Raw genomic sequence first — 13,359 nt, 5'->3', positions numbered from 1 at the left:
GAGTCCGACAAGCAGGCCTCTGGTTGTGATGTATTGTGGCGAGCTGGTTTATGACGGTGAGGTCAGAAACGCAATTGCGGCGACGTTAAAGCGGTATGAAGGGCTGTTGTAGTCTGGTTTATGTATTACGGCTGCGGCTTTTTCGACCTGCGTTTTGCTGGTAGTCAGATGGTGATTCGGATATGGAGCGGCTCAGCCGAGCTTGCCCAGCCCGTCGTTGGCAAAGTCGATCAGCAGTTTGAAGTCCTTCTGGCGGATCAGGTTTTCAATCACACTGGGGACTATGTTCAGATAGTCGTGTACCAGTGCATTCCTTAAACCAATCACCTGTTTCCATTGGTTCAAATCAACAGCTTCGGGGTCTTTGCCTGACAGTCGTTCAAATGCCATATAGGCGTTTTCAGGGGCCGGGTACCCCAGCTGCTTGCAGCGGTGTTTGGCAATGCCAATGCAGGCCTCCGCCAGTGTTTGCACCAGGCGTTCGCTGGCCTTGGATTCTATGCGGCTTAACGAACGAGCCTCCAGGATGTCTGACAGGTCACTGAGGTCAGCATTAATCTCGGCGATATGGGACTTCATTGAAAGCAGGTAGGTGGAGTCCATGGATGTGATCTCGTTTTTACAGAAAATAACCTAGCCAAAATGCCGGTAGTGATACAGGTGATCGATTTCCCATTTGGACATGATTTTGCCGGAAACCTCGAAATCGTGCCCTGGGTTCTTGTTTACCAGTAATTTACCGGTTTTCAATACTGCCATGCCTAGCGGTACCGGGGCGATTTCCATATCCAGCACCGAAATCGTGTTTTCTGGCAGTCCCAGATTCTGGTTCCAATCTATGGCCAGCAGCTCAGGACGTAGCCGCTGCTGTAATGGATCGGATTCTTTTGTCGCAAAAATCACTGCCAAGTCAATGTCGCTTTGTTCATTGGCAGACCCTTTGGCATGGGAACCGTACAAGTACAGGGCATCTAGCTGTGGGTCAGCTGTTGCGGCTGCCACTATTTGGGAGAGCAGCTGGTCAAATGTGGCCTCAAGCATTGCTGTAGGTTCCATCTCGTTCAATGGTTGTAGCCTAACGCATTTTGAGCGGTTTGGTGGTATATCGTGAGTGTAGAGTGTTGTGGTTTGGGGTGGCGTTTGTTGGGCAACGGCTTTGCCAGGCCCGGGCCTGTGGGCTGTCGGAAGGCGCCTTCGGCTTTTTCGACTAGCGTTTTGCCGGGAGTCAGAAAAACAAAAAGGGCGTCTGAAACAGACGCCCTTTTTGTTTGGGTCTTGCGGTCAGGGAGCGCCTGACTCCAAACGCCTGACTCCCGACTTTTACAGCGCCGTTTTTTCAGCGCTGCTGTTTACAGGGCCTTGATGGCTTCGATCTGTTCCTTGATCTTGCCCTGGTCACGTTCGTAGCCAGTCAGTTTTTCCTTTTCTTTCTCGATCACGGCAGCCGGTGCCTTGGCAACAAAGCCTTCGTTGTTGAGCTTGTTGCTGATGCGGCTGACTTCGTTGGCGAGCTTTTCCAGTTCTTTGGTCAGGCGGGCGATTTCAGCGTCTTTGTCGATGAAACCGGCCATTGGCACCAGAACTTCCATTTGGCCAACCAGCTGAGTGGTGGACATAGGGACGTCGTCGCCGTCGTTGTGCCAGGTGATCTTGCCGAGTTTGGCCAGCTTGGCCAGGACGGTCTGGTTTTCATCGGCGCGGCGGAAGTCGTCGTCGCTGCCATCCTTGAGGATGACGTCGAGTTCCTTGCTTGGGCCGATGTTTTTCTCGGCGCGGATGTTACGCACGGCGGTGATGACGCCTTGCAGCCATTCAACATCGGCTTCGGCTTCGGCGTCGATCAGGGCTTCCTGTGGTTCCGGGTAACGCGCCAGCATAATGGTGTCGCCGGATTTGCCTGCCAGGTCCTTCACTTGCTGCCAGATGGATTCAGTGATGAACGGGATGATCGGGTGGGCCAGACGCAGGGTGGCTTCCAGTACGCGGACCAGAGTGCCACGGGTGCCGCGTTTTTCTTCTTCGCTGGCGTTCTTGTCCCACAGTACCGGCTTGGACAGTTCCAGGTACCAGTCGCAGTATTCGTTCCAGATGAATTCGTACAGCGCCTGGGCAGCCATGTCGAAGCGGTACTGGTCGAGGTGACGACGCACTTCGCCTTCGGCGCGCTGCAGGCGGGAGATGATCCAGCGGTCGGCCAGTGACAGCGCGGCTGCTTCACCGCCAGCGCCACAGGCGGCTTTCATATCGTCAGTGATGGCGATCAGTGAGTTGTCGGCGGCGGCTTTTTCAACGGCTTCTTCACCCGCGATAGACAGCATCACGTAGCGGGAAGCGTTCCACAGCTTGTTACAGAAGTTGCGGTAACCTTCCAGACGTTTCATGTCCCAGTTGATGTCGCGGCCGGTGGAGGCCATGGCGGCGAGGGTGAAACGCAGGGCGTCGGTGCCGTGTGGGGCGATGCCTTCCGGGAATTCTTTCTGGGTACGCTTGCCAATCTTTTCAGCCAGTTGTGGCTGCATCATGTTGCCGGTACGTTTTTCCAGCAGGGCATCCAGTGAAATACCGTCGATCATGTCCAGTGGGTCGAGTACGTTGCCCTTGGACTTGGACATTTTCTGGCCCACTTCGTCGCGGATCAGGCCGGTCACGTAGACGGTCTTGAATGGCACCTGTGGCTTGCCATCTTCGTCCTTGATGAAGTGCATGGTCATCATGATCATGCGCGCCACCCAGAAGAAGATGATGTCGAAACCGGTTACCAGCACGTCGGTCGGGTGGAAGTCGGCCAGACGACGGGCCACTTCTTCGTCGTCGATGTTAGGCCAGCCCAGTGTGCCGAAAGTCCACAGCGCGGAGGAGAACCAGGTGTCGAGTACGTCGTTGTCCTGGGTCAGTTCAACGTCATCGGCAAGGTGGTTTTGGGCGCGTACTTCGGCTTCGTCGTGACCAACAAAAACGTTGCCTTCTTCGTCATACCAGGCCGGGATGCGGTGACCCCACCACAGCTGACGGGAGATACACCAGTCCTGAATGTCGCGCATCCAGCTGAAGTACATGTTTTCGTAGTTTTTCGGTACGAACTGGATGTCGCCGTTTTCAACGGCTTCGATGGCGGGTTTGGCCAGAGTTTTGGCGTCGACGTACCATTGGTCGGTCAGCATTGGCTCGATCACCACGCCGCCACGGTCGCCGTATGGTACGGTCAGCTCGTGATCCTTGATTTCGTCCAGCAGGCCAGCAGCGTCGAAGTCGGCCACAATCGCTTTACGCGCGGCGAAGCGTTCCATGCCACGGTATTTTTCCGGGATGGTCGGGTCGAGTTCGTTGTTCACAGAACCGTCGGTGTTGAATACCTGGGCCTGATCGCGAATGTCGGCGTTGAAGGTCAGCACGTTGACCATTGGCAGGTTGCAGCGCTTGCCAACTTCATAGTCGTTGAAATCGTGGGCCGGGGTGATTTTCACGCAGCCGGTGCCCTTGGTCATGTCGGCGTGTTCGTCGCCAACAATCGGAATGCGACGGCCAACCAGTGGCAGCTCGATGAACTTGCCAATCAGATGCTGGTAGCGCTCATCTTCCGGGTTAACGGCTACGCCAGTGTCACCAAGTACGGTTTCCGGACGGGTAGTCGCAACTACGATGTAGTTTTTTACGTTGCCTTCGGCGTCGGTGTAGGTTTCACCGTCGGCCAGCGGGTAACGCAGGTGCCACATGTGGCCCTTGGATTCCTTGTTTTCCACTTCCAGGTCAGAAATGGCGGTGTGCAGTTTCGGGTCCCAGTTAACCAGACGTTTGCCACGGTAGATCAGGCCGTCCTGATACAGGCGGATAAACACTTCCTGCACGGCGGCGTAGAAGCCGTCGTCCATGGTGAAGCGTTCGGTATCCCAGTCAACCGAGTTGCCCAGGCGACGCATCTGGCTGGTGATGGTGCCACCGGACTGGGCTTTCCAGTCCCATACTTTTTCGATGAAGTTATCGCGGCCCAGCGCATGACGGTCTGGCTGACCTTCAGCGGCCAGTTTGCGCTCAACCACCATCTGGGTGGCGATACCGGCGTGGTCAGTACCAACCTGCCACAATGATTTCTTGCCCAGCATACGGTTGTAACGAATCAGCGCGTCTTGCAGGGTGTGCTGGAAGGCGTGACCCATGTGCAGCGAGCCGGTGACGTTTGGCGGTGGAATCATGATGGAATAGCCTTCGCCATCCAGACCGTCCTGATACGGTTTGAAATAGCCTTTGGTTTCCCATTCTTTGTACCAGCTTTGTTCAATGGCGTCGGGCTTGTAGGTCTTGTCCATGGTGCTCGTCTGTACTCGGATAAATGGCCAGTCGTGGCGGTTTTCCTGATCGGGGCGGCAGTTCGGTCGAAGGTGACCACAACCCCGCCGCGATGGATCGGGCGAACGACTGTTTACGCTGTGAAAAATGGCGACGAGTATACCGGATTTGTAGCGGGCTGGGCAGGGGCGAAGGGGGCTTGTGGGACTGAATTCAGGCCGCCCGGGATGGCATGCAGTGGGCGGCCTGGGTTTCTGGCGGTTGGCTTTAGCCCGGGGTAAGGCTGTGGTCGGGTTGCAGGGTAACGGATTGACTGGTGCAGTCGGGGCCGAATGAGATTTCACAGCCGGACTTGCCAGCGAGTGCCGGGTTTGGGGTTTTTCCGTCGGTGGCATCGCCGATCACCAGTTGGTAAGCGGATGGTGTGGCGGATTCACTGCCGGTGGCGATTTTTCGGGCTTGAACGGGCTGGTCGTCGCCGCCCTTTGCAAGACTCTGGTGTTGCCAACGGCTGTCGTAGTCGCTGTTCCATTGGAAATTGCTGCTGGTATTGGCGGGCGCGGAGACGGTCATCCAGGCTTGGGACTGCAGGTCGCCGCTGCCTTCCGCTGGTTTCTGGAAAATGGTGACGGTTTTGGCGTCGTTCGAGTGGTTGTGGATGGTGAGTGTATAGGTGTTCATGGATGTCCCTGATCGTTATTGTTGGGAGAGACAGACTACCGCAGGGATGTGGCGGATGGTGTAGTTTGGTTCACGGCCTGGTGTTTAAAGCCTCGTCATCCTGAACTGTTCGGACTGCTTGGACCGCACAGGCTAAGGATCCAGCCAGCGGGGTGATTTTCAAAGCCGCATGGATCCCGGATCTCGCAGGCTCGTCCGGGATGACTGTAATCCAACAGCAGGGGCGTCAGCGCTTCGGTGCTGGATGCTTGAGGCCGACCATGGAGCGCAGGCGTTCGCGCAAGCGTGCCTGGATGGTGGGGGTCAGTTCGTTGATCAGATCTTCAACCAGTTTTTCTTTTTCCAGTGTGTCCAATTGTGCCAGTGCGGCAGCGTCTTTCTGCTGCTTTTGTTCCATCACACGTTGCATGGTGCGGTGGGCTTCTTCTGCACTGTGCTGGGCAGCCAGGCGCTCGCTGGTCAGGCGGTCCAGTACTGACTGTGGCAAGAACGGATTGTTGCTCGGGCGGCTGACGGGTGGTGTCGGAATCATACCACTACCGAGGTCAACAGCATGGCTGGTGGCTTGGGCCGGTGTCGCTGGTTGATAGGCTTTGCTGTCGATGGCGGCGTAAAATGAATCCGGTCTTGCTGCTGTTTGAACGGCGTCGGCCCGGGCATTGGTCTGCTGGGGGGCTGGTTCTTTCACTGTTGCTGGTTGCTGCCCGGGTTGCTGCGATGCCGTGTGATTGTTTTCAGTCGCTGGCTCAGCTGCGGTTTCATTTTCGTTGGCGATATCAGGCGCTTCGTCGGCGTCGATAGCGTCATCGCTTGTGCTATCGATAGTGGTGTCGATCAGCGGGATTTCGTCTTCTGGCAGGGCTTCATCCAGCAGAGTGATCAGGTCGTCGTCAGTCTGGTCACTGCTATCATCGTCGCCATCAATGGCAGCGAACATGGCTTCAGCCAGGTCGTCTGGCAAGTGATGATCCTTGCCGCGTTGGCTGTTACCGATACCATCCAGCAGGTCGTCGAGCTGCATTGGCTCAAATACATGGGAGTCGTCAAACACCAGTGGCTCAGGTTTTTCTGGCCGTTGGCTGCCAGCGAAGTCGTTCGCGGACATTTTGCTGGCGTCCTGCAAATGGGCTTTACCAAGCAGGGCGCTGAGGGTTTCTATGGCGTTGTCTTCGTTGCCCTTGCGCTGCATTTCGTTACGAATAAATTCGAGCACGTCGCGGCTGATTACTGGCCGGCTGGCAGGGTCTGGCTGGGGCGTTTTAACGGCAGAAAGATGATTGCGGCCAACGTTTTTAACTGGTTTGAGGGCCGGTGGTTCGTCGCGGCTGAACAGGTCGCTGAGCACAGGAATTTCATCAACGGTGTTGAGCTGGGTCAGCACGCGGTCAAAGTCGATCTGCTCACCAGCAGCATCGTCGAGAACCTTTTGCAGCGTTTCCAGTTCATCCAGCAAATTGCGTGGATTTTTCTCTGTGCTCATGTCCGAAGTCTCATATCCTGATGGCTAATGTCATAGCCACGATCACGCAAAAAACGATAATGGTTGCGCGTACAATCCAGCACATTATCTTCCTGAATCACCACTTCTACCAAACGTTCGAAGCGGGCAAAAAAGCCTGGCAACTGTTGGCTCAGATTAATCATCACGTCGTGGTGATTAACCGGTACATCTTGCCAGCCGATGTGCACCGGACATTGCTCACTGGCTGGTGTCTCGGCAACCAGCTGATGCGGAACAAAGGCATTGGGCCGGAAATTCCACAGCATTTCGTCCAGCTCGCTGGCTATTGCCGCATCGTCGACATGTATGTAGGTGTGCTTGCCCTGCGCCTGGATTTTTTCCGTCAACCGACAAACAAATTTGAGCTGTTCCGGGACGGTAGTGGCGGCGAGCACATAAAACCAGACGTCGGTCATGCGGCGTAACTTTTAATGGCGGTGACGTTGCCGAGAGATGCTAGCGTGGTTGCAGAGAGCATTCAAATAACCTGTGTTTATTAAGGCAATTTTTATTGCGCTGGTCAGTTTATGCCGCAAAAAAGCGATACAAATTGACCGCCAGTGTCACATTCAGACCTTCCAGAGACGTGACTTGTTGGCGTTTGTCTTCGCGGATTCGCCAGCCATGTGGCGTCATGGTAAGCAGGTCGGGAATGGCGCTGGCAGGAACGTCAACCCTGGCTTGCATGCGCTGCTGCTGGTCGAATTCAAAACTGGCGGCGGCCATCTCGGCGACCGGCGAATATTCATCCGTTTGCACTTCGTCGTAGATGTGTTCGCGCAATTCCAGCAGGTGCTCGGCAGCGGGCAAAATCAGCCAGACGCTGGCGCCGGGCTTCAGCAGCGTCGACCATTTTTCGGCCATCACTGGTGTGAAGACGCTGAAGATCATGTCCAGTGAACGGCTCATAAATGGCAGCTTGCCGCCACTGCCGACCAACCACTCAATATCGCGGGTGCGCTGACAAGCGGTTTTGACCGCGTCGCGTGATATATCGATGCCGTACAGTTGGTGTTGCAGCTGGTTGGCCAGTAAATGCTGATGCAGCACGCTGGTGTAATAACCTTCTCCGCAGCCGTTGTCGGCGATCTGGAAGGATTTCTCTGTTGCCGGGCGGGCGGCCAGATCAGCGCCGATTGCCTGATTGATGGCGTCGGCAATTGGCTGGTAGAAGCCACCGTCGAGAAAGCGTCGGCGGGCCAGCACCATATCGGCGTTGTCACCGGGATTTCTCGACTTTTTCTGGTTCACCATCAGCAGATTGAAATAGCCCTGGCGGGCGCGGTCGAAGCTGTGGTTGTTGCTGCAGCAACGACGGCGGGCGGCACCGCGTTTGTCGGTGTCACCAGGCTGTTCCGGTAGTGGCTCGCCGCAAACCGGGCAGGCGAGCACATTGATCAGGTTGGCTGGCTGGCTGGTCATGCGAGCAGACGCTCCAGAATGCCTTCGTACATATCGGTCAGGATGTCGAGGTCAGCGGCGTTTACGCATTCATCGACCTTGTGAATGGTGGCGTTCAACGGGCCAAGTTCAACCACCTGGGCGCCGGTCGGCGCGATGAAGCGGCCGTCCGATGTGCCGCCAGCGGTAGACAGTTTGGTATCGATACCGGCAACCGCCTTGATGGCGTCAACGCAGGCGTCGACCAATGGGCCGCGATCCGTCAGGAATGGCTCGCCGCTGAGGCTCCATTCGAGGTCGTAGTCGAGGCCGTGTTTGTCGAGGATGGCTTCAGTGCGTTGCTTCAGAATCTCGGCGGTCAGTTCGGTCGAGAAACGGAAGTTGAACACCACTTTCATGCTGCCCGGAATCACGTTGGTCGCACCGGTGCCCGCGTGCAGGTTGGAAATCTGGAAGCTGGTGGCAGGGAAGAATTCGTTGCCGTCGTCCCACTTTTCATTGGCCAGTTCTGCCAGTGCCGGGGCTGCCAGATGCACCGGGTTTTTCGCCAGATGCGGGTAGGCGACGTGACCCTGAATGCCCTTGACGATCAGCTCGGCACCGAGTGAGCCACGACGGCCATTCTTGATGGTGTCGCCAGTGGCGCTGGTGGACGACGGTTCGCCAACAATGCACATGTCGATTTTTTCGTTACGGGCCTCAAGGGTTTCAACCACCTTGACGGTACCGTTTTTGGCCGGGCCTTCTTCATCGCTGGTGATCAGCAGGGCGATTGAGCCCTTGTGATCCGGGAATTTGCGGACGAAGTTTTCGATCGCCACGATCATGGCTGCCAGCGAGCCTTTCATGTCTGCTGCGCCGCGGCCGTAAAGCATGCCATCAACGATTTGTGGCTCGAATGGCGGATACTGCCAGCTGCTTTCAGGGCCGGTTGGTACAACATCAGTGTGACCGGCGAAACAAACGACCGGGCCTTCGGTGCCACGACGCGACCAGAAGTTGTCGACCTCTTCAAACCGCAGCGGTTCGTTGTTGAATCCCACGGCTGCCAGTCGCTCCATCATCAGGGCCTGACAATCGGCGTCTTCTGGGGTTACGGAGTGGCGTGAAATCAGGTCACAGGCCAGTTGCAGGGTGGGAGAGAGGGACATGTCGACTCCTGGAGGTGGATAGGGTATCAGCAGGGCCGCGGATGGTATCACAGGCCGACAGCGACTCGTACCAGCAAGCGCTGGCAGGAAGTGCCCCGGCCCATGTTTGAGGTTAACGATAGTTTATTGTGGCGGCGTCCGTTTGGCCGGTTTTGGTGGTGCCGATTTGGTGGTTGGTGCCGGTGCCGGGTAATAGTAGCTGCGATGTGGTGTCAGCAAGTAAGGCGATGGCCCCCAAACGCCCCAGCCAGCTTGCAGATAAACTTCCGTCTGTGGCTGTTCTTGTGGCCATAATTCAATGCCGTCGGCCTGAATCATCGGGAAGCGATACTGGTGCTCGCCAATACTGCCTTCTTCAATACCGGTGAAGACGCCACGAATACTGACAAGACGGCCAGGCTGATAGATTTGCGGGTCGACAAAATAATTCAGCCGGGCGCGGAAACGGCCGCTGGAGTTGTCTTTTTCAGCCCGTGGTTTACCGGAGTTCCATAGTGGAATTTGCAGGATTTCCAATTCGGTGGCGTTGTTCTCGTTGGTAGTCGAGACCAGTTCGCCGCCCAGCACCACGGTCTGGCCCTGGTATTGTTGCGGGTTATTCATCAGTTGCTGCATGGTTGGCAGGGTTTTCGGGTTGGCGACTTCAATCGACGATGGATAGCTGGCACAGCCTGCCAGCAGCAGGCCGCCACTGGCCGCCAGGGCGCTAATAAACTTGTTCAATTGAGTTCTCCTTTGGTTCCGCCAGCTCAGGTTTGGCATCGGCTATGGGGCTGACAAGTGACCTATCAGGCCATGGGTTTCGCCATCGCTGGTGTGCCGGGCTGTGCTGGCTATAGTGACATTCAGGCTTTAGGCAGCGTGAATCCATAACGGTTGTTTTGGCAAGCCTGATGCTTGCCGGTTCCTGTTATTGTGCGGTTAATTGATAGATTCTTGATGAAAGTTGCCAGCAAGCCGGGAATTGCACTCGAAATGGGCGGGATCACCGCAGGCTGTGGTATCCTCGCGCGTTTCAATCTGAGTTAACCATTGGCCGAGAGACCTTCAATGAGTCAAGAACTGACCCAACAAGAACTGGATACCATTCTGCAGGAAGCAGACCTGCTGATTTCCCCTGAGCAAGTAGACGCCGCCATTGATAAGCTGGCCGCCGAAATTACTGCCCGGCTGGACGGTACCATGCCAGTGGTATACACAGTGATGAATGGTGGTTTGATGATGGCTGGCTATCTGCTGCCGAAGCTTGAGTTCGCTCTTGAAGTCGGTTACATGCACGCCACTCGCTACCGTGGCGAGACCACTGGCAGCACGGAATTGCAGTGGCAGGCGCCGCCATCCATTCCGATGCAGGATCGCCATGTGCTGATCCTCGACGATATCTTTGACGAAGGCCACACTCTGGCAGAAGTGGTTGAATCCTGTAAGCAACAGGGTGCCAAGGAAGTTCTGACTGCCGTGCTGTGTAACAAGGTTCACGATCGCAAGACCGACAAGCTCGACGTGGATTTCAGCGGTCTCGACCTCGAAGACCGTTACGTGTTCGGTTTTGGCATGGATTACCGTGGTTACTGGCGTAACCTGAAAGGCATTTACGCGGTGAAGGGTCTTTGATTTTACAAAGTCGTTATTCGTTCGTGAGCCGGTAAAAGCTGAAATCTGCTCGCTAAAACTGATCAGCCGGTCAGGTAAGGCAGTTGATCATGGAAGGCCGGGTTTCCAGTAAGGAAGCCCGGCCTTTTCTTTTGGCCGTTGCCGCTAGAATTAGTAGGACAGCCAACAGGAGTTGCGTACGTCGAATCCGCTTAATGGTCTGATCTCGATTCTGGTGATGGGTCGGTCAGAGGGCTATAGAGGCAGTACGGGTGATGAACGTCGAATACATAAATCCGTTTGTTGAAACCATCAATCACATTCTCGCCACCATGGCATCCATGAGCTGTGAGTATTCCAAACCCTGGCTCAAGCAGGACGATGCTCCGCTCGGAGTGGTCACTGGCCTGATTCCGATGTCAGGCGACACCGTCAAGGGCTCGCTAGCCATCAGCTTTTCTGAAGCCGCCATTCTTTGTATCAGTTCCAGCATGCTGGGTGAGGAAATCGTCGAATACGACGATAGCTGCCGTGATCTTACAGGTGAGCTTACTAACATGCTGTCGGGTGGTGCCCGCAAACTGTTGTGGGAAAAGGGCTTTGATTTTCATATGGCACAACCACAGCTGCTCAGCGGCGAAGACATGATCGCCCACGAGGTGGCCGGGCCTGTGATGGTGATTCCGTTCCAGACCAAGGCCGGGCCGTTTTTTATTGAAGTGGTGTTCGATCATAGCCTGCGACAGGCGCAGAGTTATTATCAATAGGACAAAGCCAGGCTTGTCATGGCTTCAACCGTCGTTGTGGCAGCCTTCTGGTATTCATGCGGGGTTGAATGTTGACATGCACTATGGTTCCTGAGGCAAGCTCAGGAGGACGGGGCGTTTTGCGGATTCGGAAAAGTTCGGGATTGCGGAGTGTTTTAATCCACCGTTATACCAGGCTTGCCCTGGTATCCATGCAGCTATGACAAAAGCCTTGCTGTGTGTCTGGGTTGCACGACCCGGCGGGGTCAGAAATTACGTCAATTGCCAGTCAGATCGACATTGCTCATGACTCAAAACAGTGCATATTCAATGATCCGGCCACATTGGAACAGAGGTTTCCAAAAACTGGAATATTCAAACTTTTTAAAGCCCCGGACACCGCTTTTCCAGACCCTTGAACAGGCGTAGCATATTGGCCCATTTTGTTAACTGAACGCTTAGTCAAGGAACCCTCATGGATACAGTCGCGTCGCAGCCAGACGCCAATCGATTATCCCGCACTCTGGCCTCATTCGGGCCAGGTATCGTAACCGCCGCATGCTGTGTTGGTGGCTCCCATCTGGTGGCTTCAACCCAGGCCGGAGCCAAATACGGCTGGCAGCTGGCGATTCTGATTTTGCTGGTTAACCTGTTCAAGTATCCATTCTTCCGTGCTGCTGTGCAGTACACCGCAGGCACCGGCGAGAGCCTGTTGCAGGGTTATGCTCGTATGGGCAAACCCTATCTGTATCTGTTTACCCTGTTGTGTCTGGTTGGTGCCATTGTTAATTCAGCTGCGCTGTTGTTGTTCAGCGCCCATTTGCTTGACTATTTCGTGCCGGGTGGTCTGGCGATTGGCTGGCTGGCGACCATTGTGATTGCCGTTTGTTTGCTGATTCTGTTCAAGGGTCATTACAAGGCACTGGATGCGGTGTCGAAAATCATCATGGTGGTGCTGAGTGTATCGACCGTTTTGGCGGTAGTGATTGCCTTTGCCAAAACCGGTGGCAGCAGTGTGGTGGTGCCCGCAGAAGAACTGCCGTCGGCCTGGCAACTGAGTGCCCTGGGTTTTCTGGTGGTGACCATGGGCTGGATGCCAACGACCATTGATATTTCCGCGATTACCTCGCTGTGGCTGAAACAGCAGATGAGTGAAAACGACAACATTACACCGCAGTCGGCGCTGCTGGATTTCAACGTTGGTTATATTGTGACGGCTGTTTTGGCCATCGTTTTTCTGGCTCTGGGCGCCATGTTGCTTTATGGCACCGGTACCCAGCTGGCGACCGGAGGGGTTGGCTTCACCCGTCAGCTGGTGAGTCTGTACACCGATACCATTGGTGACTGGTCTCGTCTGATGATCGCCACCATCGCCTTCTTCTGTATTTTTGGCAGCATGCTGACCGTACTGGATGGCTATGGTCGGGTGCTTGCGGAAGCCCAAAGCCTGATGCTGACTGGCAAGCCTGCTGAAAACGACCGCACGCTGGGTTACTGGATTATGGGGATCGCCGCCGTTTCACTGGGCATTGTGTTGCTGTGGACGTCTGCCCTGATGCCGATGCTGAACTTCGCCATGACCGTTGGTTTTGTTGCAGCACCGCTGGTGGCCTTGCTCAACTATGTACTGATTCGCCGTTCGCGTTTACCGCAAGAGCTGCAAATGACCGGCGCGCTGAATCTGTTGTCGATCGCGGGCCTGATCTACCTGGCCGGTTTTGTGGCGCTGTTTATCTGGTGGAAGTGGCTGATGTGATAATGCCGGATGGCTTTGACAGCCATCCGCTGTTCAACTCAGTGAATGTTTACCCGGGAGTGCCGGCGTCCCGCCCACAGCAAGGCATTTATGCAGGCGGCCCGTCTGCGCTGCTGTCCAGACTGGATGGTTCAAGTAAACGGCATTAGGGGACTGCGGCGATGAATCTTGCCATGCGCTATGGATCCTGAGCCTGCGCGATCCGAACCGTTCAGAATGACGGAAAATCCTGCTCTGGCCGGAAGC

Annotated in this window: 12 protein-coding genes; 3 read left to right on the top strand and 9 right to left on the bottom strand. The window is 55.5% G+C overall.

The genetic code is table 11. From position 1 onward, the window contains the following. Positions 1–192: 192 nt before the first annotated feature. The 9 genes from hepT to K6123_RS14240 form a co-directional block, all read right to left on the bottom strand. Entirely contained in the window at positions 193–603 is a 411-nt protein-coding gene (hepT, locus tag K6123_RS14280; RefSeq protein ID WP_221798868.1) for a type VII toxin-antitoxin system HepT family RNase toxin, read from the bottom strand. 30 nt (positions 604–633) lie between these two features. Further along, the gene (gene mntA / locus K6123_RS14275) at positions 634–1,056 is read right to left on the bottom strand and encodes a type VII toxin-antitoxin system MntA family adenylyltransferase antitoxin (RefSeq protein WP_246624820.1); all 423 of its coding nucleotides are present in this window, start codon (positions 1,054–1,056) and stop codon (positions 634–636) included. 293 nt (positions 1,057–1,349) lie between these two features. After that, the gene (locus K6123_RS14270; RefSeq protein ID WP_221798866.1) at positions 1,350–4,304 is read right to left on the bottom strand and encodes a valine--tRNA ligase; all 2,955 of its coding nucleotides are present in this window, start codon (positions 4,302–4,304) and stop codon (positions 1,350–1,352) included. Positions 4,305–4,551: 247 nt separating this feature from the next. Beyond that, complete coding sequence (locus tag K6123_RS14265) at positions 4,552–4,965, bottom strand: hypothetical protein (protein WP_221798863.1); 414 nt, start codon at positions 4,963–4,965, stop codon at positions 4,552–4,554. A gap of 226 nt (positions 4,966–5,191) precedes the next feature. Continuing rightward, positions 5,192–6,445 (bottom strand): hypothetical protein, encoded by a 1,254-nt coding sequence (locus K6123_RS14260; RefSeq protein ID WP_221798861.1) that lies wholly within the window; start codon positions 6,443–6,445, stop codon positions 5,192–5,194. Then, positions 6,442–6,882: a DNA polymerase III subunit chi gene (locus K6123_RS14255; protein WP_221798859.1), complete on the bottom strand. Its 441-nt coding sequence runs from the start codon at positions 6,880–6,882 to the stop codon at positions 6,442–6,444. The genes K6123_RS14260 and K6123_RS14255 overlap by 4 nt, the downstream gene beginning before the upstream one ends. A gap of 109 nt (positions 6,883–6,991) precedes the next feature. Continuing rightward, the gene (locus tag K6123_RS14250; protein WP_221798857.1) at positions 6,992–7,888 is read right to left on the bottom strand and encodes a putative RNA methyltransferase; all 897 of its coding nucleotides are present in this window, start codon (positions 7,886–7,888) and stop codon (positions 6,992–6,994) included. After that, positions 7,885–9,018 (bottom strand): succinyl-diaminopimelate desuccinylase, encoded by a 1,134-nt coding sequence (gene dapE, locus K6123_RS14245; protein ID WP_221798855.1) that lies wholly within the window; start codon positions 9,016–9,018, stop codon positions 7,885–7,887. Before dapE ends, K6123_RS14250 begins: the two co-directional genes overlap by 4 nt. Positions 9,019–9,141: 123 nt before the next feature. Then, positions 9,142–9,741, bottom strand: coding sequence for a Slp family lipoprotein (locus tag K6123_RS14240; RefSeq protein WP_221798852.1), 600 nt, complete (start codon positions 9,739–9,741; stop codon positions 9,142–9,144). A 327-nt stretch (positions 9,742–10,068) separates the two neighbouring features. Here K6123_RS14240 and K6123_RS14235 point away from each other — a divergent pair, with 327 nt between their 5' ends. The 3 genes from K6123_RS14235 to K6123_RS14225 all read left to right on the top strand — a co-directional run bounded on the left by K6123_RS14235 (position 10,069) and on the right by K6123_RS14225 (position 13,113). Continuing rightward, positions 10,069–10,632: a hypoxanthine-guanine phosphoribosyltransferase gene (locus K6123_RS14235; protein WP_221798850.1), complete on the top strand. Its 564-nt coding sequence runs from the start codon at positions 10,069–10,071 to the stop codon at positions 10,630–10,632. Positions 10,633–10,886: 254 nt separating this feature from the next. After that, on the top strand, positions 10,887–11,378 hold the full coding sequence (locus tag K6123_RS14230; protein WP_221798848.1) for a chemotaxis protein CheX: 492 nt from the start codon (positions 10,887–10,889) through the stop codon (positions 11,376–11,378). A gap of 454 nt (positions 11,379–11,832) precedes the next feature. Beyond that, on the top strand, positions 11,833–13,113 hold the full coding sequence (locus K6123_RS14225) for an Nramp family divalent metal transporter (RefSeq protein ID WP_221798846.1): 1,281 nt from the start codon (positions 11,833–11,835) through the stop codon (positions 13,111–13,113). The last annotated feature ends 246 nt before the right edge of the window (positions 13,114–13,359 follow it).

Origin of the sequence: Oceanobacter mangrovi (assembly GCF_019740315.1) — a bacterium.
Classification (GTDB): Bacteria; Pseudomonadota; Gammaproteobacteria; order Pseudomonadales; family Oceanobacteraceae; genus Oceanobacter; species Oceanobacter mangrovi.
This window is presented reverse-complemented; position numbering and strand designations above follow the sequence as displayed.